Raw genomic sequence first — 24999 nt, 5'->3', positions numbered from 1 at the left:
TATATTCGATAAACTTCTTCTTGTCTTTTGAAATTCGCTTAACTTAATGACATTGGCTAAACCAGCTGGCTTTTTGTTATACTACCGTTTAGTACCAGATGCTAACTCGTTACTTCATGAATTATTCAAATTATTAAGTTGTCAAACCTATTTTTCTAAATAATCAATGCCATAAAAAACATATAATCCCAAAATGGCCGTAAAAGCGGTTGCCGCAAATACACTAAACCTTTCAGTAACACCAAAATAATCAATTGGTACTAATCCCGTGCCAATTGCACCGATTAACATACTTGATAGGCTGATTGTCGCAAGCACTGCCATGGACACATATTTTTTCTCTCGATATCCCCCTACCATGATTGTAACAAGCGAGGCTACACTCAAAAGAACAACCACCACTGTAACAATGATGTGCATAACATCTTGAAATGCACCCGCATATCCACTGGTCGTAAGCGGAAACATCGAATAACCAATGGTTGATACCCAATTCATGATTGCAAACAAATAAATCCCGACACGCAGGGTTTTGTTTAGACGGTTTTGAACATATACACAGGCAAGCGTAACTGAAACAATTCCACAGATTCCATAAACACTGCTAAGTTGCCCCCACAATTCTCTGGATGGCGCATCATAAGCACTCAGATCACTCACCGCCTGACTGAGCCAATTGTAGCCTGGATACGCTAACGGCGCAAACAAAACCGCAATCAGGTAAGAAAGGAAACTTGCAACACCAAGTAAACCCAACCAATTGATTAATTCTCTTTTCTTTATCATCGTTTTCCCTCAAACTTGCTTTCACTTTTCATGATGAATAAAGCAATTAAATGTCTCATCGATTTTCTCTGAATTTCCCGTCATTACTCCCCGGATATCCAAATCGCGAAGGTGCAATCACTCGATAATCATCGGTTTTATCCGCAAGTGTATCATAGCCTTGATCGTAGCCGCCGCAGATACCATGACCGCTCAGGATGACTTCGCCTTCATCAATATAGGTAGGCTATTCTTCCAAATGACGTTTCTACAGTTTCTACTTTGTTCTGGTATGTTTCAAATCGTGCTGATGCTTTTTTTGATTCGAGATTAAATTTTATTGCGATCACAACCGCCAATACTACTAAGATTCCGCTAATAATCGTAATAACTTTTTTCTTCTTCAAATAATCATATCTGCCTGCTGTAGTTTTCCCCAAATACTCTTATATGTTCATTTAAGTAACCCTTAATCTGTTCTTCGTTCTCAGGATTACAGTCGTATTGTTGAAACAGTAAAAGAATCGGGCCATAAAATTGAAGCGCAATGATTTCCGGATTTTCTTCCCTGAACAATTTACCTTCAACCAGCTTGGCAAACGTCTTACCATGTTTATGAACCGCCCCTAATAAATAGGTCTCCCCATACTGTCTGGCTGCCTGTTCATTGCCGAACTGTTCTCGCATTAATAGTTTTCTATAATTTGATACTAACGGATCTTTCGTAAAAAGAGAAAACAGATTCCATGATATTTCACATAATTTTTCAAGCGATAATTCCTTATATGCCTGTGCAACGTCTTCTGTAACTACCTCGGGAACTTCATTTTCCTGATAAACCAATTCGATTCGCTCTTTCATGCTCACCATGATACTGTCTAAAATGTCTTGTTTGTTTTTGAAATGCTTATATAGCGCACTCTCACGCACACCTACAGCACTTGCAATATCTCTTACTGATACGCCTGAAAAACCTTTCTGCGCAAATAAATCCAACGAAATATATAATATTCGCTCCTTAGTATCCATAATCGCTCCTTTAATCATGCACCGCAAGTGAACAAGTGTTAACCTAATAATAGTTAACACTTGCTCACTTGTCAAGTGCATTAATTAAAGATGTCCCCGCCTCAAGCTGCATACTTAAAGAGGCTGCGGGGACCATTCTGTTGGTTTATAACGGCATAAGCCGAATATCTTGGCGTTTTAAATAGTCAGCGGTGGGTAGAATAATACTATCAAAGTGATTCCTGATCACAAAAAGAAAGGAGCATTTACATGAAAAAGTTCTTGGTTCTCTTGCTTGTGCTTACCCTCTTTTTGCTCTGCGGATGTACCTCCGGAACAAAAAGCAGTGGTGATTCTTCCTCCCAAACTGATCAGACATCCAACAGCACGTCTTTGAACAGCTTTGGAGTCAGTTCTTTTAAAACAAAAAATGGCAACGACTCCTATTATTTTGAAACCACCCATGATGAATTGATTGCCGCAATTAACGAAGCGGTTACGAAAGCCGGTTATCCGCCCTTTGTTTTAGTTGATACTTATATTTCCACTAATAACGATTTATCTGATTCCTATTATTACAAAATGGAAGGTAAAGCCGGGAAACTCGATATTCAGGTTTTTCACGGAAATGGTTATCTCTATCTCGTCTATATGGATATTTATGACAGTGAATCCGAAATGCCCCTGGATCAATTTCTAATGGAAACATTGTCTGACATTTTTGCTCCCGGTAAGGGCAAAGAGGTCTGTGAACAGTTAAGTATCTATTCTATGAAACCCACTGATCCAACTGATTCGCATTCCACTACAATCGGCAACACTGATTTTAAGCTCTCCGTCCCTTATGAGTTCGGGATAACGACCACGGAATACTAACCGACATAATAAAAGCGCTAACTATAATTATAATAATCAGAGTTTCAGGAAAAATAAAGTAAAGTAACCCATGAAAAAAAGTAATAAAACTATACACCTGGCCGTTCTATCCTTATTCCAATGGAGCAAAAAAAACTGCTATCACACCATAGCAGTTTTTTTGTCTTCTGACTTAAACAATCCAACTTTATTTGCACGTTCTATCATGCGAATGGCCAGTATTGAATCATCTCGACGCTGCCAAATTAGAAAAACTTGACAATCTCTGCAACTGTTTTTCTTTTGGGCATTTTAGGTTCCTGAGCGCCATAGCCCAATGCGATTACCGAAACGATGATTTCATCTTGGCTGATTGACAGCATTTCCCGAATTTTATCGGCATCGCGAATCCCCATAACTAAGGTATCCAAACCCAAATCGGTTGCCTTAAGGATCAGATTTTCATTGTGTAAACCCAGATCATAAAATCCCCAGCCGTCTCCGAGTTCATTGGTCGGTTCACCATCCGGGTTGAAGCCTGAATCATTTTTGACAAAGGTGGTCACAATCAACACCGGGGCATCTGCCGAATTCTTTGCGTTAAACGGTGGTAGACAGGTTTCTTTAAATCTTGCCAGCGTTTCCTCGCTCTGAATAACATAATACCGGGCTGTTTGTGAATTTTTCCACGATGGCGCTACAATCGCCGCAGCAAAAATTTGGTTTAGTGTGGCTTCATCAACCTTTTTATCTGGATCATACTTTCTGACACTTCTTCTTAATTCAACAACTTCTTGAAATTCCATAATTACCTCCTGATGATTTTTCTTTATTATACCGCTTTTGCCACAGTAAATAACGTGATTATTATTTTATTTGTTAAGGTTACCTTTGAATCTGTTATAATAATCTTAAAGTACGCTAGGCTTTGCGCCTGTTAATTTTGAGCCCTAAAAAGATTCAATGCCGATCCGTTATCTTAAATGCATAAATTGAAGTTGATCGTTGAAAAAAGGAGTTATCTATGAAAATCCGCACGGACTACACCTGCCCACTGGAAATTGTCCACGACATTATCAAAGGCAAATGGAAAACCATTATCATTTTTCAAATGCGATCTGGTGCTGTTACGCTTTCTCAATTGGAGAAAAGCATCGCCGGCATCAGTCAAAAGATGCTCCTGGAGCAGCTAAAAGAACTTCGGCATTTTGGCCTTGTCGCCAAAGAAAACGCCCCCGGTTATCCGCTTCACGTTGATTACTATCTCACCAAACGGGGCAGGCAGATCCTCAAAGCCATTGAAATTATGCAGGACGTTGGCATTGACTATATGGTTGAACATCATCTGACTGAGATATTGGATCAAAAAGGCATCTGTTATCCCCGATAATTGCTCAAATTTTTTCATCAACATACCCACAAAAAAGTGGGTAATTTACCTCCTGCCCAAGATGAATTATACTGTCAAAAACAAGGAGGTTTAAGAAATGAAAAAAGCACTGCTCCTAATTGATATCCAAAATGACTATTTTGCCGGTGGACGTTTTGAGCTCAATCAAACCGTTGCCGCTGCCCAAAACGCCCAAAGCGCATTGGCGCTCTTTCGAAAAAAAGGGCTCCCGGTTTTGCATGTTCAACACATCAACCAAAATCCCGAAGCTCCCTTTTTTGTCGCTGCTACCGAAGGTGTCAAAATCCATCCCCTGGTATCACCCTTACCTGGTGAAAGGGTGGTTATCAAACATACCCCGGATAGTTTTTTTAATACGGATTTATTACAACTGCTTAAGGAATTGTCGATTGAGCAACTGGTGATCTGTGGCATGATGAGCCATATGTGTATTGACACAACGGTTCGTTCTGCCAAACGACTGGGATTTGCAATAGAATTATTGAGCGATGCCTGTACTACCAGAGATCTGCTCTGGGAAAATACTCCGGTTCCTGCTGCCCTTGTTCACGCCGCTTTTATGGCTGCTTTGCAAAACACCTTTGCTGATGTGAAGGATACCCATACTTTCATCAAATCCAATTCCTAAAGATCGCCTGATCATTATCACCAGCGCTATTGCCGAAGGTAACGTTCTCACATCCAATGGGGCATGACAAACAAAATATCCCAATGTCATGCCCTGATCCAAGACAGAGTCTGCAAATCCTTTACTGATCGCCATTGTTGTCGCCTCATTTTGGGTTTATTATACCTCAAAAAATTGATTTAAAGAACTGACCTATTACCCATTTGCTCTTCGGTTAATAATGCAGATCTGCATGCTGGCCATCACATCCAAAGCTGCTGCATTCAAACAATCATCATTGCTGGCGACACAACTGGCATCAACAATAATTTGCGCTTCCGGCAGAGCTGCCTTGGCCAGCACAGCATCGGAGATCAGACAAATATTTGACACAACCCCGACCAGCTCCACCTGGTCATACTGGTTTTCCGCCAGAAACTCAGCCAGCTCCATCGATCCAAAGGCAATCTTTTCGATGCAGATGTCGGTATCACGCTGCAGCTTTGCCACTTTGCCATAAAGCGCCCAACCGGGGGTTCCTTTGATACAGTGAACAACCGGTAAATTTCTGCCTTCCTGAGTATTCAGATAGTCAGCGGTGTGGGTATCATAGGTAAATAGAATTTCCTGACCGTTCTGTCGATATGCCATTATTTTTTTGGCAATCGGTTCCTCAAGGAGCACCGCCTGGGGAAAGCCGAGAGCCCCATCAACAAAATCTTGCTGATAATCAATGACCAATAAAATGCTTCTCATCTGTTTTCTCTCCATTTTTATGCTGATCCGATTTAAAAATCCCCTTACTCGCCAATGATTTTAACCAGCACCCGCTTGTCCCGTTTACCATCAAACTCAAAATAAAAAATCTGCTCCCACTGACCAAAATCGAGCTTTCCGGCAGTGACGGCCACCACAGTTTCTCTACCCATAATCGTTCGTTTCAAATGGGCATCGGCGTTATCTTCATAACCATTATGCCGATACTGGTTATACGGTTTTTCGGGTGCCAGTTTTTCCAGCCAGACCTCATAATCCTGATGCAAACCACTCTCATCATCATTAATAAAAACACTGGCAGTAATATTCATCGCATTGACCAAAATCAGCCCTTCCTGAATGCCACTTTCTGCCAGGACTTTCTCAACATCTCTGGTAATATTAACCAATCCTCTTCGTCTGGGTAAATTAAAATGCAACTCTTTGCGATAAGAAATCATTTTTTGCTCTCCTTGTTTTTTCTTTATTCTACTACTTTTCATCATAAAATCCAGTAATTTTTAAATGATGTTGATATCATCGAATTTATCATAATAGCTCCCAAACAAAATCGGAGTAGTTTTACATTTAATCCAAACTCCTTTTTAAGATCCCAATCATTTCATCAATCTGTTTATTCTCAATTACCAATGGCGGTAGGAATCTCAATACATTTGGTCCGGCGGTTATGATGATCAGTCCCAGTTCCTGGGTTTTTGCGATGATGTCCGCAACCGGACGATCCAGTTCAAGGGCTTGCATTAAACCCATCCCGCGTCGTTCTTTGACTCCCGGATAGTCCCTGACCAACTCATCCAGTTTCGCTTCCAGATAGCTGCTGACCGCTGTGACATGAGTCAGCAAATCCGTCTCCTCATAGATATCTAAAACCACCGAAACTGCAGCTCCCGCCAGGGGATTAAAGCCGTAGGTGGTACCGTGATCCCCCGGTTCTAAAACCGCTGCAGCTTTACCCTGGGCCGCAAACGCCCCGACAGGAATGCCGCACCCAAGGGCCTTGGCCGTGGTCATCACATCCGGGATGACGCCATATGTCTGATAGGCAAACATTTCTCCCACCCGTCCCATGCCGCATTGGATTTCATCCAGCATTAACAACAGATCCTGTTCTTCACAAAGCTTTTTCACCCCGCTTACAAACTCGGCGTTGGCCGGATACAGTCCCCCTTCGCCCTGAACGGTTTCCATTAATATGGCACAGGTTTTTTCATTGATCTGCGCTTTGACACTGGCCAGATTATTAAACTGGGCAAACTTGATGTTTGGCAGCATCGGTCCAAATGCTTCCTGATATTTGGGTTGCCCGGTAACCGCCAACGCCCCCATGCTGCGGCCATGAAAGGAATGATCCATCGCAATGATTTCGCCGTCGGGACGGCCGGTCTTGTTAAAGTAATATTTTCGGGCGATCTTTATCGCCCCTTCGATGGCTTCTGTTCCGGAGTTCGTAAAGAAGACCTTCTCCATCCCCGATACCCGGGCAAATTTCTCGGCCGCTTCGGCCGATGGTGTGTTATAAAACAAATTGGAGGTATGAATGAGCTGATCGATCTGGGTTTTCAAAGCCTGATTATATGTTTGGTTTTGATAACCCAAGGCAAACACGCCAATACCGGCGGCAAAATCAAGGTATTTTTTTCCCGCATCATCAACGAGATAAACCCCTTCCCCGGATTCTAATACAATTGGATACCGATTATAGGTTTTTAAAAAATAAGTATCGGCTTTTTTGATGGTCTGATTCATCTTAATCACGTCCTTTCAAATTTGCTTGTCATTGTAACACATGGTTATTTTAATTGCAAGTAACAACTATTGCTTTTATCAAATATTGCAAGTGTAAACCAAACATGCTACAATAAACAAATCGAACAGGAGGTGCACGATGAATCAAGCACAACCAAAACAATTTAGAGAACAGATCCGAATCCTGGAGCGAAAACTGGGACTCCTGAAAAAAAACAATGGCAGTTGCTGCGCCGCTGTTCTGACCCTAGCGCAGTGCCACGCCATAGTCGAAATTGGCCGGGTCAGCAGCATTTCTTTAAAAGACTTAGCGATCATCCTGGCTATCGATATGAGCACCACCAGCCGCACTGTCGACGGGCTTGTCAAAAAAGGCTATGTCCAACGCATCCCTTCACTTGAAGACCGGCGCAGTGTTGACATATCCCTGACTGAATCTGGTATGGTTATCTTTGAAACGATTGAAAGCAATAACGATACTTTTTTTGCAGATATTTTTGATAACATCCCCAATGAAGAAAAAACCAATGTCCTTCATGCCCTTGACGTCATTCTGGCCGCTTTTGATCAGGAATCATAAGCTACATAAGCAGCCAACCATCGACCTATGGTATCACCCCCCAAATAAAGGGCGTTTTTTACCTGCCAGAGTTACTCACGTGTCTTTAATACTTCTGCCAGGGAAATTTTTTTTAAGTGCCGACTAATCATAAAATTAACGGAGGCGTAAGCTCCTAAAATAATCGCCACCATGATCAGATCGGACTGGAGTGACATGGTGGCATTCATCCCGGCCGAAACATTGGATACCATGTACGGGAAAACCTTATTGATAATCATTTTAGAAAGCGGAATGGCAACCAGGGTCGAGAATGCGACCGTATAGAAGGTCGTACCCAGATATAGCTTTTTTATTTCCCGCTCATTATAGCCAAACACCTTGATTAACGAAATGCTGAAGGTCGACTTATCAATCATCATTTTCACCAATAAATACATCACAATCACAAACAGCAGTACCGATGCACCCAGAATGGTAATCACCAACCCATACATCATGGTGAACATTTGTCTAGCTGCCGCGACCATTTTATCGACCGTTATGACGGTTGCGATTCTTCCGGCTTCAATATCCAGTTCCTGATCAGACATCAGCGTATTATAGTAGTCCTCTTCCTGTCCAAACAGCTCGCGCATATCTTTAATATCCATGAAAATATAGAGACCACTGGCGAAATTTATCACCGCTTTAACCCTAAAATTGTAATTTCGATCGGTAAGATTATCGGATAGGGTAATCTCATCTCCGACCTGATAACCAAACTTATTGGCGACCGAATCCGAAATGATTACATCATTTTTTTCGCCATCCAACGGGAAATCAAAATAGGGATTTTGATCATCAATGCCCTGAACCGTCACGTCCATCTCCCCCCCAGTCAAATAAAGATCTGCGGTTAAAGACTCGGTATAAACTTTAGTAGCATCACTGGGGGCCGTTTCCATGGGATACTTCAGCAAGTAAAGATAATTGTAGGCGACGTCAGAAGCGACATTACTGACATAGGCGCTGACACTTCCATAAATACTAAAGCCAAAAACCATCAGTAAAATGGCAAGAAATAAGCCAAAAAACATCGTGATATTACCGCGGATTTCCCGCAACAGCTGGCGAATCCGATAGCGATTAATAAAGTCCATCTCTTTTAAATCAACGTTTGCCAGCCGATGCTGCTTCTTTTCCCGTCTGAGCAGTTTGAGTGGTTCCAGAGATAATTTATGGTTGATCACCATGTAATTGACAAGCAAAGCAATTGATATCGGTAGCAAAATGCCATAAATCAAAAGATAAGGTGGAAATACGATGGTATAGCCAGGATAAGAATAATAGGCTACATTTTCTTTAATATTCTCGTCAATCAGCATAAACCCTAAGGCAGTCCCCAGCAATGATGCCGCTGTAACTACTACCATCGGCAGGATCATAAAATGTCGCAGCAGTTCTTTTTTTACATACCCCATCGAATAAAGCGCCCCAATCACAGCACTTTCCTTATCGATGGTTTGAATCACAAATACTGAGATCATATAGGCAATTAGGGTGAGTATCATTACCCCCGCTATTAACGCAGCGTTTTTATTGATGGCCGCATCGCTTTTACAGCTTGTAATCCGCTGATTATCATCAGCCTCCAGAAAGGTAATCAAATTGACGTATTGATAATCCATATTCTCATTGATAAAATTGGTGACCTGATTTTTAAGTTCTCCCATTCCACTGTTTAACTCGGTCGAGCCATTACTCAAGGCATTGACCCCATTTACCACGGCTACACTACCTTGATGCAACTCATTTGCGCCTTCTGACAATTCTACCGACCCGGAATAGGCCGATTCAACACCATTGGTATAATCCCTCAGGCCATCTTTAAAGGCTCTATAACTATCCAGTTGCGTTTTTAGGGTAGTCAAGGCGCTCACGGCGTTCGGATCTGAGCCGTCAAGCGTTTTGATAAAACCGTCAATCACGGTGCTGTAATTGTCACCGGTAACAGTCACTGGCATCCCCATGTTTTCAAACGTACCGTTTACCTGAGCAATCATCCCCTGAAAAACATCGTCAGCCGCTTGATTTAACGTAGCATTGGCACTTGTCAATTCTTCTAAGCCGTCGCTCAATTGATCGGTGCCACTTGCCAAACTCCCTGCTCCATCTGCCAATTCATTGGTTCCTTGCTTGAGTGAGCTGGTGCCATTGGCCAGTTCTTGTGTCCCATCTGCCAATTTATTAACACCACCGGATAAATCATTCTTTCCCTTTTCAATGGTATCGATGATTTCTTGCATATATTTGTTGGCAACCCGAGTTTTATCAAATTCCAGGTCAACCAGCTTCTCTTTAAGTTCCAAAGCGGTCAGATTGCCTTCCAGCTGATAGCTGTAATTATAGTCAACATTGAGATTATCGGCCAGCAGTTGATTGAATTCTGTCTCATCGACAAAGCCGATGCTGAATTGTTTTAAATCCGCCAACACGTCCGAAACATTTTGAACAACATTGGAATAGTCCGGCGCGGTTCCGATCCCGGTCACCAAATAGTTCTTTTGATTCACTTCAATAGACTGGCCAACCCTAATTCCATGCTTTTCAGCATAGTGTTTCTCCAAAACGATTTGACCCGTTTGATCGGCCAGTCGGCCCGCTTCCAGCTCAATGGTATTGATGTCATTGCGATTCTTAAAAACCCGCAGAACGGACTTTTCAGGGCCAGGGATATCGACATAGAAGGTTGCTTCGGTTCTTGCTCCCATCTTTTTTAGTTCCTGCTGCTGGTTTTCGGTTAGCGGAACATAAACCGAAAATTCTCCGTCTTCCAGTTGATTCTTTTCATTATTTTTATCAATGGTGTAATTAACCACATCGGTGGAGCCAGCCATACTCACGACCAACCCCAGCGAAAAGATGATTAAAAATGCCAATGCACCATATCGTACCCAATTTTCTTTTAACTCCCGGTTGATTCGCTTATTTAAAATCATTGGGAAACCTACCATTCCAGTTGACTGGCCGGTTTTAATACCGTATTGGCGTAGTCTTCACTGATTTGACCGTCTTTGATTTTGATGACGCGATGAACCATCTCTTTAATCGCGGTATTATGGGTAACAATGAGCATGGTGGTCCCATATTTTTTGTTAATCTTCTCAATCAGCATCAGAATCTCCCGGGATGCCTGATAGTCCAGCGCACCGGTCGGTTCGTCACAGAGTAGCAGCTCGGGATTCTTGATCAGTGCCCGGGCAATGGCACACCGCTGTTGCTGGCCTCCCGATAATTGCGAGGGAAATTTTTTCTGATGCTCGGTTAATCCCAATATTTCCAGAAGCTCGTTAAGATCCAGGGGTGTTTTTGTCAGGTATTCACAAACCTGGATATTTTCTTTAACTGTAAGATTGGGCACCAGATTGTAAAACTGAAAAATAAAACCCAGCAAATTGCGACGGTATAGCGATAATTCTTTGGGGTTCAGTTTAGAAATTTCAATATTATTTATTTTTATACTGCCACTATCGATGGTATCCAATCCGCCGATGGTATTAAGCAGCGTCGATTTTCCCGATCCGCTTGGCCCCAATATCGCACAAATTTGGCCCTTTTTTATTCCCGACGTAATGCCTTTAAGCACCTGAACATAGCTTCCGCCTTCGCCATAACTTTTTTTAATATCATTTACTTCAATAAACATTTTTGCCCCTTTCATCACGACGTACCGTTTTTTAATTTATTTTTTTATTAAAACCATTTGAAGTTCGCACAACATAACAGTGTTATGTATGATTTAAAAATAAAATTGAATTCCGGATTCGAATTCAATTTTTTTGATTAATCCTTATTCTTTTTTCAGGATCTCCAACCAGCCACCAGTCAGGTATTTGGCAATGATCTCGGCTTGAATCAAAGCTTCTTCCAAAGTCAATCCATGGGTCAGCAATTGGGCAAATGAGGACGTCTCCAGATGGGCCAGCCAATGCATGGTGTAGGGATTGATCTCATTTTCCCGACCATTTACTGAAGTGATATGATCCAGAAATTGAAGGGTGTTTTTTTCCATCAAGTCGACCAGTTCATCATAGAAATTCTCATAGGCTGATCCATTGGCTTTACTCAAAAGTAGAAGAATCGCCTCTTTATTGGCGTACATATACGTTACAAATTCCCGGCCTTGTTGGATTCCATCCTCAATTAATTCCTGCGGCGTTGTTTTTGCTTCCGTATAAATAACTTGCTCTTTTTCGGTATGATGGATAATGAACATTTTTATGTCTTCAGCAACATTTTTTACCAATGCCGCAAATAAATCATTTTTATCTTTAAAAAAGAAATATAACGCACCCGTTGTAACCCCGGCTTTTTTGCAAATCTTTCGCATTGAAGCTTTTTCATAGCCCAATTCAAGAAACTCATCCTTGGCAACTTTTAATAATCTTTCTCGTGTTTCTGTTTCATTCCCCATTTTACACCTTACTCAAACCGTTTTAGATAACAGTGTTATGTTATCATGATAAGCCCCTGCTGTCAATCCTTATGGATTTAAATTGAAGTATAAAACAGACCACAAGGGAACCAACAGTGATAACTCCAGGCATAAAAAAACCCGGACCAAGCCAGGTCTAGAATTCGAAAATGATTTTTACTTTCCACGATACACAAACAACTCACCATCTTTTACTCTGACAATCCGGTTCTTCTGCACCAGATAATCAAGATGGGATAAGGTTTCGCCAGTTGCAAACCAGCGTTGACGAATTGGACAGGTTTGCCAGGTATTTTCCCGTAGCGCCCATTGAAGCTGCCCGGCTATTTCATAGGCATTTTGATAGTCCTTCATTTTGACAACCGCAGCGATTTCCTGGAGCCGCTTAACATGATGATTTTTCAGTTGGGTAATCCGTTCGTACACATCCATGTCATTCTTTCGATGGCCCGGTAGGGCCAGGTCAATATCATAGCTGGCTATTTTATCAAGACTGATCAGATAATCTTCCAGCGAATTTCTGACAAATGGCCAGCAGGTAATATTGGGACTGATATCAAATAAAATATGATCGCCAGTCAACATAATCTTCTCATCTCTCAGATAAAGACAGGTATTTCCCGGCGTGTGGCCGGGTGTGGCAATCGATTCAAATTCGTAATCGCCAACAAAAAAGCTTTCCCCGTCTTTGATCGGTTCGGCGGGAAATACCGCTTTCGGAGCGTAGATGACCACTGGATTTTCCTTCTTCTGGGTCAGAATATCGGCTGCCGGGAAGCCCTCTTCAATCAGACGGCGATTATACTCCGACCAGATCTCATCGTTAAAGATGCGTCCCATATAACGGTAATCTTCGGCTCCCATAATGACCCGGGTCCGATCCGTCCGGATGCAGTCCACCAAGCCGGTATGGTCGGCATGCAAATGGGTAATATACAAGGTGACATGATCCATATCAACATTGAGCTCCCGCAGTCCGGCGGTCAGCGCATCAAAGCACTCTTGTTTAGCAAAACCGGTGTCCACCACCAGACTTCCGGCTGCTGTTTTGATCACATAACAATTCAGGTTTTTCAGCGGATTATTCGGCAAAGGGATATGGATGTTATAAATCTCAGGTGTTTCACGTATTTTTTCGATCATAAAGCTCCTTAAAAAACAGATTAATCAGGTATTTTTTAGCACCGTTTTCTTTATTATTTTTCTATTATACTGTAAAATTGACGGATCGGCTATTTAATTAAGAAGATGCTATCGAAAAATTCCGTTCTCAATAATTTGGGAATATTCCGTCAGTCATGTTTCTTTTTCCATTTGCCGTGATGGTTTCAGTTGGTGTATACTCATGGTAGATACTCCATAACAATACCAAATCAAAGCAGGTGAATCTTATGCCCGAACTACCAGAAGTCGAAACCGTCCGCCGAACGTTAAAACATTTTATTATTGGCAAAGAAATTAAGGATGTCCAGGTTCATTATGATAAGATTATCACCGGGGATTCCAATCAATTCAGGACAACCTTAACCGGCCAAACCATCCGTGATATTGATCGGGTCGGCAAATATCTGATTTTTATTTTGGATCGGGATGCCTTTCTTTCTCATTTACGGATGGAAGGCAAATATAATATTGTCGACGCGTCAACGCCGCTACGTAAGCATGAACATCTTGGCTTTCTCTTTACTGATGGTACTGCATTACGTTATCAGGACACCCGTAAATTTGGTCGTCTCGAACTGGTCAATAAAGATACCTATCGTCAGGATCTGCCACTTTCCAAGCTTGGCCCCGAGCCCTGGGATGCCGACCCGGCAAAAATCTATGCTAAAATCCATCACAGCAACCTACCAATAAAAACCCTGTTACTCGACCAGCACCTGATGACTGGCATCGGCAATATTTATGCCAATGAAATCTGTTTCACGATGAAAATGGATCCCCGCACCCCGGGAAAACGGCTCAGTAAAAAGCGGGTGGCTGAGTTGATCAGTATATCCCAGAATATTTTGGAGCAGGCCATTGCCCAGGGTGGCACCACCATTCACTCCTTTAATGCCAATGGCATTACGGGTTTATTTCAGATTCAGTTAAACGTCCATAGCCAAAAGATCTGCCCGGTATGCCAGAGCACCATCACCAAAGAGATGGTTCGTGGCCGGGGCACCTATTATTGTAAAACCTGCCAGAAAAAAAGAGGCTAGCCTCGGACTATCAAAAAACAACTTAAAGAAACCGCCTCGAGATCGCTCTAATGCGCTCAACGAGACGGTTTCTTTTTTTCACCGTGTGTTTCTGATAATCCGGCAGCAGACGTAACCGGAAACGGCGGTTGTCAAATCCTGTCAGCGATGACTGCTATTTCATTTCCAAAACACCAGGCTTCAGCAGATCCTGACTGTAAAGACCGTTATTTATCCAATTATAACCGTCCATTGTCGGTGTCAGATGATAGAATTTATAGTAACCGATCTGTCGGTCACCATTGCGATCGAGTTTGAGCACTCCACCAAGACCATGAAAGCCAGCTTTGGCAAGATATCCGTTAAGTACCTCCGGACTGGCGTTACTACCTTCCTGAAGATAAGCACACCCCAGTAACCAAATCCCATCAAACGAGCTGATCAAACTTTCCTTAAGCGGACTGTCAACTTTCAGTTCATCATTGATGACGTAGTAAAGTGGATCAAACTTATCGCCGTAGGGGCTAAAATCAATGGTCGTATAATCAAGCTGGGCAGCGGTTTTGGCAGCTTCTGAATCTTCCAAAAGGGCCTTTGACAAAGCCGAGCTGTCAGTGCCATACCATTTTAACTGTCGCAAGGTACTGTCTTCTGGCAAAGTTTCAAAGAGATCAACCACTTCATTGTAAGAAACCGTTAGAACCGCCGTCTTTGCCGGATCACCCATTACCAGTGCTGCCTCAGCCATCGACACCGGCATAGCCAGATCCGGATTGGTTACATCGTAACCGAGGGCCACAACCTCTCCGGTAAAGCCAGCTTTCATCTGATTGACCATCGCCTGACCATAGCTGTCATCGGCATAAAGTATAATCAGCTCTTCAATCCCCTGTTGGGCCAACAGTGTCAATAACGCTTTGGTCTCAACCCCATCATTGAGCACCAGTCGATAGAGCCGATCAGTCTGAGCCAGTGCCATGCTTGATGAAAGCGGCGAGATGGCCGTCACACCAGCCGCATCAAATACCGGCTTAACCGCCTCACACTCAGCACTATTAATAGGTCCAACGATACTTTTTATTCCCGATGCCGTTAGGGTCTGGGCCGCCGTAACAGCCTGGGCATTGTCACTGCCCGTATCCTCGACCACCAAGGTCAGGCTAAGATCCGAGTTGCGATTTTTGGCATAGCTGTTGAACTGATCAACTGCATATTCAAGGATCATCTTAATTTCTTCGCCATTCTCGCTCCGGTTTCCCGTTAACGGCAATAATGCGCCTATTTTGACCTCGCCGCCAATTGGCGAGACTTTTTCTTCAATCGTCTGAACAATCGGCTCGCCTGCTCCAAGGTTGACATAATGGCCCATACACTTCCAGCGGTAGGCATCACCATCTTTAATGCAAACGTAGCGCATATACTTAGAGCCCTTGGTATCGCCATTTTCGTCCATCGTGTTAAAGAAGCCAAAAGCATTCCGAAAGTTTGTCGCCTGGTTTACCAAACCAGATTTCAAAACCTCATACTCAGGGTTTGCGCCAACCACGCTGTAGGTATCAGCCAGCAACCATAAAGCATCCCAGGTTGTTATGGCAAAAGGGGAAATGTCACTGGCGCCATCAAGCCGGGCCCGCAGATATGGCAGGGCATCAAGATCAATTCCCTGATCACCTAGAGTTAACCCCTCCATCGCTGTTTGTTCCAGAAAATCCGCCGCTTTCTGATTATCAAGAATTGTCTGATTCCCGATGATATCGGCACTGGCATACCATTTCATTGTCGTTAGTTTTTGATCATCAGAGAGATTGACAATCAAATCGGCCGCCATCTGACTGGGAGCCACCACCACTACAGCTGTTGACGCATTGCTCGCTCCGGCTGCCAATGATTTAATTGTCTCAGCAACAGTGGGATTTTTTGCGCTGTCAGCCGTAATCGCCACCGAACCCAGCACCGCGATGTTTTGGGCCGCAGCGATTTCTGTCAGATAGTCATTATAGCCACGACCATAGGTATCATTGACATAGATCGTGATCAGGCTGTCGATCTGCTGGCCACTTTTAATAATCCGGGTGAGTCCATCAACCTGACTTTTATCGGTGCCAACCATTCGAAAGAAATTATCTGGTAATGCCAGTTCTTTAGCCGTTGCCGACGGACTGAGTAGCAGCATTCCGTTAGTATTGGCGTAGTCCAGCACCGCTAGGGCTTCCTCACTGATCATCGGACCGATTACCGTGGAGATTCCGGAATTTTTCAGGTTTTCCAGTTCTGCCAGAGCGGTGACCGGATCACTCTTGGTATCACGAATTTCAAGCTCAATTTTTAGGCCCTGGTCAGCCAAATAACTGTTGACATAAGGCAGTGTTGCCTCGAGAGCTTTGTTGGAAGCCGTCCCGGTGGCGTTCCAGGTACCGGTTTCCGGAAGCAGAACCCCGACCTTAATCGTTGCAAGATCTGTCACATCGGCCTTCTTTGGCAGCAACACCGATACCCCCATAGCCAATACAAAAACAAGCAATAGTGTAATCACTGATTTTTTCATTGTTCTCCTCTTTTCTCTTAATCGCTTCATAATGAATTAAGTATAGTCCTCTTTCAACCTGTTCGCAAGTCCGAAATAGTAGAGCACCAAATACATTTTTCGCTATGAAACCGTTTATAAACCTGCACCCAAAAAGGGCTAGGATTGCAGCATTGCGATCCTAGCCCGTCTCCTTATGTTTTCTTTAAAAGAACCGTTTGGTTTCGGCCCGAATTCTTTGCCTTATATAAAGCACGATCTGCACAGTTCATAAGTGCATCAAAATCAGCCGTTGCCTCACTAAGTTCTGCGACACCAATGCTGACCGTTACCCGGATGGCCTGATCTTCATGGATTATCATCTTTTCCGCCACAGCCTTCCTAAATACTTCAGCTTTGCTAACCGCTTTTTTTGCATCCGTATTTAACATCACGACGGCAAACTCTTCTCCGCCAATCCGGCCAACAATATCGGTTCCACTAAAGGTATCCGCAAGCATCGCGGCAAAATCGCGTAGCACCGCATCACCGCCATGATGCCCATAAGAATCGTTGACTTTTTTAAAAAAATCAATATCCATCATTAACACCGACAAATTTTCATGATTGCGACGGGCCCGCAAATCGGCTGCTTCTGCACATGCTGTGAATCGGCGTCGGTTATTGAGACGAGTTAGCTCATCCGTATTGGCCATTTCAATCAGCCGCTGCTTTAACGTTTCACGCTCTGTAACATCTTCAAAGCTAATCAGATATCCAACGATTTCTTTTTTATTTTGAACATCCCGACTATGGATGCTGACATAGCGCACTTCACCATCGACTGAAAAATGAAAAACCTGTGTTTTTGATTCCATGACACAGTTCAGAAGCTCTGGTTGATCAGCTAACAGAATTTTCAGTTGTTCTTCGCTGATGGATACATCAAACCACCGAAAGAACGCAATGCTGGCATCATTGTAATCAACAACCCGATAAAATCGATTCAGCAGGATCAGGCCAGTTCCACTCTCTTCAAAAACCCGTTCCCTGGCCAGATCCTTTATTTCCAAAAAATTGTATTGCGTCAACGACAAATACAAAAGCAAAATGCATGGCGGCAGGATTAGCGCCGTATAATCAATGCCAATTCCGCCGGCGTTGACGGCAACCAATGGCATTGCAAGATACATCAACCCCGATGCTAAAAGCAGCAATCTAAACTGCATTTTTTCGTCACCAGTGCTGTTTTGATACCGTTGATAATAAATCCAGGTACTAATAAACAGCGTAGTCAACACATAGGCAATCTGAACAAAATACCATGGTCCTTTGGTCAACAGCATGAAGTTGATCCCTCTGAACTCCTGGAGTATAACCGCACTGTAATACCAATGATGCCAGCCATTGGTCAGGCGCAAAAAAAACGTAGTCACCGGGATGATGAAGACAACAATCCCGCCAACACCCTTTAAATACTTCCCCTTACCGGTATACAATATACTCACAATTAACCACAGTGCCGGAAAAAAGGGAATTCCAAAATATTGCACCTGATTCCAGAAAAACATGTCCTCGAGGGAGCCCGCATTGATTTCTAAGAGATATCCCAAAAGATAGACCTGCGTTGTCAAACAAAATACCCCAAACGCCTTAGTATAACTGGAGTTTCCGCGGACGAATGAATTGACAAACATAAAAGAAAGAAGCAATACCCCAACAAACAGATAAACGCTGATGAACTTAATAATCATTCTATTACTTTTAGACCTCCCCATCGGTTATCAATTCTTTAATCTCAATTTGACAGATACATTGCTTCTTTATGCTAAAATGCACCCGAGATACGTTCACTTTTAGTCTAGATAAATTATACTGTAAAAAATATGAAATCACAACCAAGGAAACGCCGGATAATCACACTTAAGCCTTAAACATTTATTGATGCAAATGTTTAAGGCTTCTTGCCAGATTGAAGTAACAAGCTTCAATTTTCTTAAGCCATCTAAATTCGGCGAACTGCGCTGTCTTTTTTATTGACACATTCTAAAAACTAAGCTAATATATCTTCATGATATATAGTTCCAAATGGAGGGGTTATGAAAAAAGATACCGGCAAAACAAAGTACATTCTATTGGGTTTAATGGCCAAGCAACCACAAACCGGCTATTCAATTAAAAAATCAATTGAAAATGAATTTCGCCATTTCTGGCAGGAAAGTTTTGGCCAGATTTATCCGACCTTGAAACTCCTGGTTTACGAAGGATTTGCTGATTGTGCTGACACTGAGACAAGCGAAAATAGACGGCGAACAATCACTTATACAATCACCGAAAAAGGTCGACTTGAATTGAAACGCTGGTTATCGGAAGCGCCGGATATTGAAAAGCTGCGTTATGAAATTTTGCTTAAAGTATCTTTTGGCACAGCAGCCGAACCGGAGATTATTGACGAACATCTGAATGCATTCATCGAGCGAAATGAAAACGCCCTTGCCGAGATTGAAGGCTTCCTGACCATTTTTAATGATCTTGAAATCCCCCGGAAGGCTATTTTGGGAAGTGAATTAACCGCTCTTTGCGGAAAATATTTATACACGGCCATGAGAGATTGGGCTGTTGAAGCAAAAGAAAGAATCATCAATCATAAGGAGCTAGAAAATGAAACAAAAAATTCGTAAAGGAATACTCACCTATTCGGCCCTACTTTTTCCGCTAACCTTTTTCTTTATGTCCCCTTATGTCATTATCATGTCGGCCGCCGACGGCATTATTAATGGCAGCGCCCTGTTCTTTGGATCATTGCTGCTATTTTCTATCATCGGCAGTCGTCTGTTCTGTGGCTGGCTTTGTCCAGGAGGCGCCATTCAGGAACAAGCAGCCCGTTCCAACAACAAAGCCTGGAATAGTCTCTGGAAAAATCGATCAAAATATATTATCTGGTTTTTATGGCTAGCGTTTGTCGTCTTCTTATGGATGAGCAACCGTCCGCTCGCCGTTAATTTTTTTAATATGTACGGTCTGGACAGTCATATATTAATTATCTATATGGCTGTTGTCACCCTGATCTATGTCTTTGCGCTGGTCACTGGAAAAAGAGGCATGTGCCATAGTTTATGCTGGATGGCGCCATTTATGATCATTGGCGAAAAATGTGCCGATTTTTTACATATTCCCCGCTTCCGACTAAAAGCCGAGACTCAGAATTGTATTTCCTGCGGTCGCTGTAACAAGCAATGTCCAATGAGCCTCGATGTTGCGACGATGGTTCAAACCAGCCAGATGGATTCAAATGAATGCATCAATTGCCTGGAGTGTGTTGATGTTTGCCCCAAACAGGTGATCGGCTTTGGTATAAAACCAAAAGTAGCTCCGACGATCTCATCTAAGTAAAGCACTGCATTTTTATCATCGCCGTCCTTTTTGTCTCGCTGGCCGGTTGACCGCCCCCATCCGGAATGTTTTACGGCTGGGTTTTACCGTTATTCCCGGCCAGCGCTCATTTCTTTTTCCTGAATCACCGCTTTATCCAAGGTTCGAGATTTTTTTGTCATCAATCGCAAAAGCGTTAAGAAGGCGCCACCTAGACAAATCACTGCCGCTGTCAAATAAACGATTCGCATACCGTTAATAAAGACCCCATTCTGACCGGCCACATAATCGGTGACCCGGTAGCCTAACTCCCCACTCATACTGCCATAGAGCAGGGTCGTCGCCAGGGCAATCCCGCAAACCATCCCCATATTCCGAACCAACGCATTGATACTCCCAGCAATCCCCAACTGATGCCTTCCCACGGTTGACATAATCAGCGAATTATTCGGTGATTGAAACAAGCCCATCCCCACCGATAAAATGACAATAAAGACAACCATGGTCATCAGACTGGACTGTTCGGTCAGGGTCGACATTAAAAACAAGCCCAAACTGATCAACATCAGACCAATGAAGGTTAACAATTCCGATCCAATTTTGTCGGATACGTGACCACTGAGCGGGGCCAAAACGGTTAGAATGAGTGGAAAGATCATCATTATCAGCCCCGCCTGCTCCGGTGAATAGGTCATCACATCCTGCAGATAGAACGGTTGAATAATACTGTTACAGAAAAGCCCCACGAAGGTAATAAAAGCGCAGAAGATACTCAGCGAAAATAGTTTATTCTTAAAAATAGCCAACGGGATCAACGGGTTTTCACGTTTTTGTTCGACCATGATAAATGCGATAAATGATCCGATTGACACAACAAAACCGATTAATATCAGGGGATTGGCAAAACCAAGACTTGGTACCTGCCCCAACGCGACAAATAATGGTACAATACTGAATAAAAACAGCACTGCTCCCACGAGATCCAAGCGATCCGTTACTTTTTTATTACTTCGCGGCAGCAGCTTAAAGGCAAAAAATAAAACCACGATGCCCACCGGGACATTGATCAGAAAAATATATTCCCAACTGGCCGCTCCGACAATGATTCCACCCAGTCCTGGCCCGACCAACGACCCTAAAGCGACGGATGTGCCGGTAAAACCCAGCGCTTTGCCCCGCTCAGTGGCCGGAAAAACCTGGGTGATGATTCCCTGATTGTTTGCCATGGTTGCCGCCGCTCCGATTGCCTGAACGATCCGGGCCCCAATCAGCACCGGAAAGGAACCGGCGATGCCACAAAGCAGCGAGCCCAGCGTAAACAGCGCAATCCCAAAGGTAAAGATCTTCGTCTTTCCCAGCATATCGCCCAGTTTTCCAAAAACCAGGATGATTCCTACAATAACAATCAGATAACTGGTCACCACCAGTTGAATCTGGGCGGTATCAACATCCATTGCCCGGGCCATCTGGGGCAGGGCAACATTGACAATACTGCTGTCCAACGTTGCCATAAAGGTCGACATCACCACAATTAGCAGAATCGGCCATTTATTTTTTTCATAATTATTTTGATTATTTTTTTTCATCAATTTCCTCCTCGGTCTTCAGCAACAGAATCCGCATGAATATTTTTTTCATTGCGGCCAGGGTTATCTCCTTTTCCCGTGGGGTTAAATCCTCGGTAATTAGATCCACCAACTCCTCAATTTCCCCGTGAATTCGGGGGAGTATCACTTTGGCTTTTTCGGTCAGATACAATTGATAGGCCCGACAATCCCCATCTTTGCCAACCCGATAAACATACCCCAATTCAATCAGCCGCTTAATGGTACGAGTGGTCATGGCCTTGTCATTTCCGATTTTTTGGCTGAGCTGATGAAGGCTGACGCCCTCGTTTTTTTCCAGTATAAAAAGATAGGGCATTGAACCACTGCTTAAACCATATTTTTTCATTACCTTATCCAATTGAATCTGATTATTCCGAAATATTTTATTATTGAGCATAATAAAATGCATGTTTTCAATTTCCAATGGTTGCACTCCTTCTACAATTGACTTGTCAACATTATTATAAATGCTTTTTGTTGAGTTGTCAATTTATTTCATGTATCTACTATTTCATTGTCCTGGATTCAGTTTAACAGCTAATATGACCGGATTTATTCCCATTTTTAGCCTGAATCATTTTTTCGTAATTTCTAAAATACTATGTTATACTGATTAATAATTGAAGCTGTAAGAAACTCCGCTAAATGACCATAATCAGGAGCGAACTAAAACTACACTAGCTTGATTAAAAAATACTTTGATCAAAAATCAGAAACAGGAGATCGTGTATTTATGAGTAGGAACTATAAAATCATTGACGAAAAGAACTGGAAACGTGCCGTGCATTGCACCGTCTTTAGAAATAGTGTCGAACCGGCATTTTGCGTAACAACTGAATTGGATATTACCAATTTCTTAACTAAAATTAAAACACATCATTATTCGTTCACGATGGCAATGATTTATGCCGTTACAAAATGTGCCAATGAGATAGAAGAATTCCGATATCGATTCCTTGATGGTAAGGTTATCTTGTTTGAGCAGATTGACACCGCATTTACTTATCTGAATAAGGATACCGAGTTGTTTAAAGTCGTTACCGTGCCGATGCAAGATTCTATTGAAGCGTATATTGCGTTAGCCACAAAAACAGCCGCAGAACAAGAAGATTATTTTACCGGCCCCCTGGGAAATGATGTATTTCAGTTTTCACCGCTTCCCTGGTTTTCATTTACTCAAATCTCACATACCAATTCGGGAAAGAAAGACAATGCAACCCCTCTTTTTGATTGGGGAAAATATTTTATGAGAGATGGCAAAATGATACTTCCTTTTTCCGTACAAGCACATCATTCTTTTGTCGATGGCATCCATATTGGCAAACTGGTAGCTACCCTTCAGCATTTTTTGAATCAACAAGACTGAAGCTTAGCGGCGGACAAACATGATCAATCAAAAAATTCAGTATTCGAACAACCCGCCAATTAATCCGGATAAAATCCCCCAAACATCCAATTATTGGGATTCAAGCATCCGCACGCAGATTTCCGATAATTTAAACCTTCATTCCACCGAAGAAGGTATTTTTGAAGAAGGCACTTATAATGTAACCCTATAAAATCTAACTTTTTTTATTATCATGGTTGCTAATTCTACTTTTTTGCTGGCGTTGACCTCGTTTTCTTGCTCGATCTAAATCGATCGTCCTGGGTGAAATCAATGAAATATTACAAATGTGATCCGTACAAAATCGAATTCACACTATTAGATAACTGCACTTTCACTTTCGAGAATCATAACCATGTTTCAATTTACGCCATTGGTTTGATTCTCGCTGGCGACGTTACTTTAACTAAAAAAAATGTTGCCTGCAAACTTTCTTCAGATGATTTGTTTATTATCCCGCCATATATGGTTCATTCCCTCGCCCCCTCTGCTGGTCAGTACTCGATTGTTACTTTATGTATTGGAACAGAGTTTTTGGACACCTATGCTGTTAATAATGGAAAACGCCTGATTCGAAATCTGGCAAACCAATTGGACGATGGTTTTCTCACACATCGACAGGTAGAAGCTTTTGTAGATGCTCTGGAACTGGTATATAACATGGCTGCAAAATTCGATGATTTTACCGAAATCATCACTGAAACCAAGGATTTCATTGAGGCTCGGCCAGAAAAAATCATCACCCTGGATACATTATCGCAACAGGTCTTTATCAGTAAATATTATTTAATCCGTGAATTTAAAAAAGCAATCGGATTATCGCCCCATCGCTTTCATATCCAAAATCGAATCAGAAAAGCCCAGCATCTTCTGACAAACGGATCAACGATAACTGAAACAGCGCAGTCAACCGGGTTTTATGATCAGAGCCACTTTATTAAGTATTTCAAAAAAATTGTCGGAATAACGCCAAGCGAATATCTTGAATCCTTAAAATTCTTGGATTAGTGGGCAATTTTTTACAATCAATACCGATCTGACTTTGATATATTTTTAGAAAGCATACGAATTGACAATGCTTATAAAATAAAGTGAGGTATTTAACGTGAAAAAATCAGAAACTTTCTCAAACTTTAGCAATGGCGTATTGGCTGTTCCAAATGCCACCAAAAAATTTTGTGACATTCCCTGGACACCGCATCCAGCATTTGAAGGTGTAGAATTAAAACACCTTATCACCGCTGCTGATACTAACGGACAGTTTAGTTATCATCTTGTAAAAATCGACCCAAATAAAAGCATCTTAAATCATATTCACGATAAACAGTTAGAAACCCATGAAGTAATTATGGGTTCTGGAACCTGTATCAATGCCGGACAAAACAGCCCTTATGCACCCGGAACCGTCTCAATTATTGCTGCCGGTGTCGAACACGAAGTCGTTGCTGGTGATGATGGCCTTTATTTATTCGCAAAATTCTTTCCCGCATTATCCTGATCTGTTCTTGCTGTTAGCTGATATATTTTTTAGTTTCAGAAAAGACATCTCACCAATCGCTTTGCACTCTAAAAAATGCCCCTGCCGATTCATTCGTCGGGGGCATTTTTCGCATTCATTCATACGTCTTCCGTCGTTTACTTGAGAAGTCGAATCGGCTATTTATTTTTCTCACCGTTTTTTCTATTTGTTTCCTCTTTTATTTATTACATAAGCCTTTTTTTCGTCGCAATGAATTAAATCC

The 24999-nt window shown here is 42.4% G+C and carries 25 protein-coding genes; 11 read left to right on the top strand and 14 right to left on the bottom strand.

Annotated features, from left to right (window positions below):
- Positions 1 to 147: 147 nt before the first annotated feature.
- Together Q7P33_RS12760 and Q7P33_RS12755 are read right to left on the bottom strand one after the other, a co-directional pair.
- Positions 148 to 786: a DUF998 domain-containing protein gene (locus Q7P33_RS12760; RefSeq protein WP_303870848.1), complete on the bottom strand. Its 639-nt coding sequence runs from the start codon at positions 784 to 786 to the stop codon at positions 148 to 150.
- Between the two features lie 390 nt (positions 787 to 1176).
- Positions 1177 to 1794 (bottom strand): TetR/AcrR family transcriptional regulator, encoded by a 618-nt coding sequence (locus Q7P33_RS12755; RefSeq protein ID WP_303870847.1) that lies wholly within the window; start codon positions 1792 to 1794, stop codon positions 1177 to 1179.
- Between the two features lie 249 nt (positions 1795 to 2043).
- On the opposite strand from Q7P33_RS12755, the gene Q7P33_RS12750 reads away from it, so the two are divergent.
- Positions 2044 to 2649, top strand: a complete 606-nt coding sequence (locus Q7P33_RS12750; RefSeq protein WP_303870845.1) for a hypothetical protein — start codon at positions 2044 to 2046, stop codon at positions 2647 to 2649.
- 245 nt (positions 2650 to 2894) lie between these two features.
- On the opposite strand, the gene Q7P33_RS12745 is transcribed toward Q7P33_RS12750, so the two are convergent.
- The gene (locus tag Q7P33_RS12745; RefSeq protein ID WP_303870844.1) at positions 2895 to 3434 is read right to left on the bottom strand and encodes a nitroreductase family protein; all 540 of its coding nucleotides are present in this window, start codon (positions 3432 to 3434) and stop codon (positions 2895 to 2897) included.
- 218 nt (positions 3435 to 3652) lie between these two features.
- Here Q7P33_RS12745 and Q7P33_RS12740 point away from each other — a divergent pair, with 218 nt between their 5' ends.
- Positions 3653 to 4018 (top strand): helix-turn-helix domain-containing protein, encoded by a 366-nt coding sequence (locus Q7P33_RS12740; protein WP_303870843.1) that lies wholly within the window; start codon positions 3653 to 3655, stop codon positions 4016 to 4018.
- Positions 4019 to 4115: 97 nt separating this feature from the next.
- Entirely contained in the window at positions 4116 to 4667 is a 552-nt protein-coding gene (locus Q7P33_RS12735) for a cysteine hydrolase family protein (RefSeq protein WP_303870842.1), read from the top strand.
- 195 nt (positions 4668 to 4862) lie between these two features.
- On the opposite strand, the gene Q7P33_RS12730 is transcribed toward Q7P33_RS12735, so the two are convergent.
- From Q7P33_RS12730 to Q7P33_RS12720, 3 genes are all read right to left on the bottom strand, one after another.
- Positions 4863 to 5402, bottom strand: a complete 540-nt coding sequence (locus tag Q7P33_RS12730; RefSeq protein WP_303870841.1) for a cysteine hydrolase family protein — start codon at positions 5400 to 5402, stop codon at positions 4863 to 4865.
- Between the two features lie 44 nt (positions 5403 to 5446).
- Entirely contained in the window at positions 5447 to 5863 is a 417-nt protein-coding gene (locus Q7P33_RS12725; RefSeq protein WP_303870839.1) for a secondary thiamine-phosphate synthase enzyme YjbQ, read from the bottom strand.
- Between the two features lie 127 nt (positions 5864 to 5990).
- Positions 5991 to 7169 (bottom strand): aspartate aminotransferase family protein, encoded by a 1179-nt coding sequence (locus Q7P33_RS12720; RefSeq protein ID WP_303870837.1) that lies wholly within the window; start codon positions 7167 to 7169, stop codon positions 5991 to 5993.
- A 139-nt stretch (positions 7170 to 7308) separates the two neighbouring features.
- On the opposite strand from Q7P33_RS12720, the gene Q7P33_RS12715 reads away from it, so the two are divergent.
- Positions 7309 to 7749, top strand: coding sequence for a MarR family winged helix-turn-helix transcriptional regulator (locus Q7P33_RS12715; protein WP_303870835.1), 441 nt, complete (start codon positions 7309 to 7311; stop codon positions 7747 to 7749).
- Between the two features lie 71 nt (positions 7750 to 7820).
- On the opposite strand, the gene Q7P33_RS12710 is transcribed toward Q7P33_RS12715, so the two are convergent.
- From Q7P33_RS12710 to Q7P33_RS12695, 4 genes are all read right to left on the bottom strand, one after another.
- Complete coding sequence (locus tag Q7P33_RS12710; protein ID WP_303870834.1) at positions 7821 to 10709, bottom strand: ABC transporter permease; 2889 nt, start codon at positions 10707 to 10709, stop codon at positions 7821 to 7823.
- Positions 10710 to 10717: 8 nt separating this feature from the next.
- Positions 10718 to 11416 carry an ABC transporter ATP-binding protein gene (locus tag Q7P33_RS12705; RefSeq protein WP_303870854.1) on the bottom strand — a complete coding sequence of 233 codons (699 nt, stop codon included), beginning with the start codon at positions 11414 to 11416 and terminating at the stop codon, positions 10718 to 10720.
- 144 nt (positions 11417 to 11560) lie between these two features.
- Complete coding sequence (locus tag Q7P33_RS12700) at positions 11561 to 12184, bottom strand: TetR/AcrR family transcriptional regulator (RefSeq protein WP_303870832.1); 624 nt, start codon at positions 12182 to 12184, stop codon at positions 11561 to 11563.
- 177 nt (positions 12185 to 12361) lie between these two features.
- Positions 12362 to 13348, bottom strand: coding sequence for an MBL fold metallo-hydrolase (locus Q7P33_RS12695; RefSeq protein WP_303870830.1), 987 nt, complete (start codon positions 13346 to 13348; stop codon positions 12362 to 12364).
- A 248-nt stretch (positions 13349 to 13596) separates the two neighbouring features.
- Between Q7P33_RS12695 and mutM the strand changes: the two genes are divergently transcribed.
- A complete protein-coding gene (gene mutM / locus Q7P33_RS12690; RefSeq protein WP_303870828.1) occupies positions 13597 to 14409 on the top strand; it encodes a DNA-formamidopyrimidine glycosylase in 813 nt (270 codons plus the stop codon).
- Positions 14410 to 14563: 154 nt separating this feature from the next.
- On the opposite strand, the gene Q7P33_RS12685 is transcribed toward mutM, so the two are convergent.
- Positions 14564 to 16933 carry an ABC transporter substrate-binding protein gene (locus Q7P33_RS12685; protein WP_303870827.1) on the bottom strand — a complete coding sequence of 790 codons (2370 nt, stop codon included), beginning with the start codon at positions 16931 to 16933 and terminating at the stop codon, positions 14564 to 14566.
- A 173-nt stretch (positions 16934 to 17106) separates the two neighbouring features.
- Complete coding sequence (locus tag Q7P33_RS12680) at positions 17107 to 18645, bottom strand: diguanylate cyclase (RefSeq protein WP_303870826.1); 1539 nt, start codon at positions 18643 to 18645, stop codon at positions 17107 to 17109.
- 345 nt (positions 18646 to 18990) lie between these two features.
- On the opposite strand from Q7P33_RS12680, the gene Q7P33_RS12675 reads away from it, so the two are divergent.
- Together Q7P33_RS12675 and Q7P33_RS12670 are read left to right on the top strand one after the other, a co-directional pair.
- Positions 18991 to 19572, top strand: coding sequence for a PadR family transcriptional regulator (locus Q7P33_RS12675; RefSeq protein WP_303870825.1), 582 nt, complete (start codon positions 18991 to 18993; stop codon positions 19570 to 19572).
- Positions 19553 to 20284 carry a 4Fe-4S binding protein gene (locus Q7P33_RS12670; protein ID WP_303870823.1) on the top strand — a complete coding sequence of 244 codons (732 nt, stop codon included), beginning with the start codon at positions 19553 to 19555 and terminating at the stop codon, positions 20282 to 20284. The genes Q7P33_RS12675 and Q7P33_RS12670 overlap by 20 nt, the downstream gene beginning before the upstream one ends.
- Before the next feature lie 89 nt (positions 20285 to 20373).
- Here Q7P33_RS12670 and Q7P33_RS12665 read toward each other — a convergent pair whose 3' ends face one another.
- Both Q7P33_RS12665 and Q7P33_RS12660 read right to left on the bottom strand, forming a co-directional pair.
- Positions 20374 to 21849 (bottom strand): MFS transporter, encoded by a 1476-nt coding sequence (locus Q7P33_RS12665; RefSeq protein WP_303870821.1) that lies wholly within the window; start codon positions 21847 to 21849, stop codon positions 20374 to 20376.
- Complete coding sequence (locus Q7P33_RS12660; protein ID WP_303870819.1) at positions 21836 to 22294, bottom strand: MarR family winged helix-turn-helix transcriptional regulator; 459 nt, start codon at positions 22292 to 22294, stop codon at positions 21836 to 21838. The genes Q7P33_RS12665 and Q7P33_RS12660 overlap by 14 nt, the downstream gene beginning before the upstream one ends.
- Positions 22295 to 22552: 258 nt before the next feature.
- Between Q7P33_RS12660 and Q7P33_RS12655 the strand changes: the two genes are divergently transcribed.
- From Q7P33_RS12655 to Q7P33_RS12640, 4 genes are all read left to right on the top strand, one after another.
- Positions 22553 to 23236 (top strand): CatA-like O-acetyltransferase, encoded by a 684-nt coding sequence (locus tag Q7P33_RS12655; RefSeq protein ID WP_369693304.1) that lies wholly within the window; start codon positions 22553 to 22555, stop codon positions 23234 to 23236.
- Between the two features lie 19 nt (positions 23237 to 23255).
- Positions 23256 to 23429 carry a hypothetical protein gene (locus Q7P33_RS12650; RefSeq protein ID WP_303870817.1) on the top strand — a complete coding sequence of 58 codons (174 nt, stop codon included), beginning with the start codon at positions 23256 to 23258 and terminating at the stop codon, positions 23427 to 23429.
- 101 nt (positions 23430 to 23530) lie between these two features.
- Positions 23531 to 24265 (top strand): AraC family transcriptional regulator, encoded by a 735-nt coding sequence (locus tag Q7P33_RS12645; RefSeq protein ID WP_303870815.1) that lies wholly within the window; start codon positions 23531 to 23533, stop codon positions 24263 to 24265.
- Between the two features lie 97 nt (positions 24266 to 24362).
- Positions 24363 to 24755, top strand: coding sequence for a cupin domain-containing protein (locus tag Q7P33_RS12640; RefSeq protein ID WP_303870813.1), 393 nt, complete (start codon positions 24363 to 24365; stop codon positions 24753 to 24755).
- Positions 24756 to 24999 lie beyond the last annotated feature (244 nt).

The sequence above is a fragment of the Acetobacterium wieringae genome (assembly GCF_026646375.1).
In the GTDB taxonomy this organism is placed as follows: Bacteria; Bacillota; Clostridia; order Eubacteriales; family Eubacteriaceae; genus Acetobacterium; species Acetobacterium wieringae_A.
This window is presented reverse-complemented; position numbering and strand designations above follow the sequence as displayed.

What these genes read in the sequence shown, in the direction of transcription:
- Q7P33_RS12760 (WP_303870848.1), bottom strand. Translation starts at nt 786, where the DNA reads ATGATAAAGAAAAGAGAATTAATCAATTGGTTGGGTTTACTTGGTGTT.
- Q7P33_RS12755 (WP_303870847.1), bottom strand. Translation starts at nt 1,794, where the DNA reads ATGGATACTAAGGAGCGAATATTATATATTTCGTTGGATTTATTTGCG.
- Q7P33_RS12750 (WP_303870845.1), top strand. Translation starts at nt 2,044, where the DNA reads ATGAAAAAGTTCTTGGTTCTCTTGCTTGTGCTTACCCTCTTTTTGCTC.
- Q7P33_RS12745 (WP_303870844.1), bottom strand. Translation starts at nt 3,434, where the DNA reads ATGGAATTTCAAGAAGTTGTTGAATTAAGAAGAAGTGTCAGAAAGTAT.
- Q7P33_RS12740 (WP_303870843.1), top strand. Translation starts at nt 3,653, where the DNA reads ATGAAAATCCGCACGGACTACACCTGCCCACTGGAAATTGTCCACGAC.
- Q7P33_RS12735 (WP_303870842.1), top strand. Translation starts at nt 4,116, where the DNA reads ATGAAAAAAGCACTGCTCCTAATTGATATCCAAAATGACTATTTTGCC.
- Q7P33_RS12730 (WP_303870841.1), bottom strand. Translation starts at nt 5,402, where the DNA reads ATGAGAAGCATTTTATTGGTCATTGATTATCAGCAAGATTTTGTTGAT.
- Q7P33_RS12725 (WP_303870839.1), bottom strand. Translation starts at nt 5,863, where the DNA reads ATGATTTCTTATCGCAAAGAGTTGCATTTTAATTTACCCAGACGAAGA.
- Q7P33_RS12720 (WP_303870837.1), bottom strand. Translation starts at nt 7,169, where the DNA reads ATGAATCAGACCATCAAAAAAGCCGATACTTATTTTTTAAAAACCTAT.
- Q7P33_RS12715 (WP_303870835.1), top strand. Translation starts at nt 7,309, where the DNA reads ATGAATCAAGCACAACCAAAACAATTTAGAGAACAGATCCGAATCCTG.
- Q7P33_RS12710 (WP_303870834.1), bottom strand. Translation starts at nt 10,709, where the DNA reads ATGATTTTAAATAAGCGAATCAACCGGGAGTTAAAAGAAAATTGGGTA.
- Q7P33_RS12705 (WP_303870854.1), bottom strand. Translation starts at nt 11,416, where the DNA reads ATGTTTATTGAAGTAAATGATATTAAAAAAAGTTATGGCGAAGGCGGA.
- Q7P33_RS12700 (WP_303870832.1), bottom strand. Translation starts at nt 12,184, where the DNA reads ATGGGGAATGAAACAGAAACACGAGAAAGATTATTAAAAGTTGCCAAG.
- Q7P33_RS12695 (WP_303870830.1), bottom strand. Translation starts at nt 13,348, where the DNA reads ATGATCGAAAAAATACGTGAAACACCTGAGATTTATAACATCCATATC.
- mutM (WP_303870828.1), top strand. Translation starts at nt 13,597, where the DNA reads ATGCCCGAACTACCAGAAGTCGAAACCGTCCGCCGAACGTTAAAACAT.
- Q7P33_RS12685 (WP_303870827.1), bottom strand. Translation starts at nt 16,933, where the DNA reads ATGAAAAAATCAGTGATTACACTATTGCTTGTTTTTGTATTGGCTATG.
- Q7P33_RS12680 (WP_303870826.1), bottom strand. Translation starts at nt 18,645, where the DNA reads ATGATTATTAAGTTCATCAGCGTTTATCTGTTTGTTGGGGTATTGCTT.
- Q7P33_RS12675 (WP_303870825.1), top strand. Translation starts at nt 18,991, where the DNA reads ATGAAAAAAGATACCGGCAAAACAAAGTACATTCTATTGGGTTTAATG.
- Q7P33_RS12670 (WP_303870823.1), top strand. Translation starts at nt 19,553, where the DNA reads ATGAAACAAAAAATTCGTAAAGGAATACTCACCTATTCGGCCCTACTT.
- Q7P33_RS12665 (WP_303870821.1), bottom strand. Translation starts at nt 21,849, where the DNA reads ATGAAAAAAAATAATCAAAATAATTATGAAAAAAATAAATGGCCGATT.
- Q7P33_RS12650 (WP_303870817.1), top strand. Translation starts at nt 23,256, where the DNA reads ATGATCAATCAAAAAATTCAGTATTCGAACAACCCGCCAATTAATCCG.
- Q7P33_RS12645 (WP_303870815.1), top strand. Translation starts at nt 23,531, where the DNA reads ATGAAATATTACAAATGTGATCCGTACAAAATCGAATTCACACTATTA.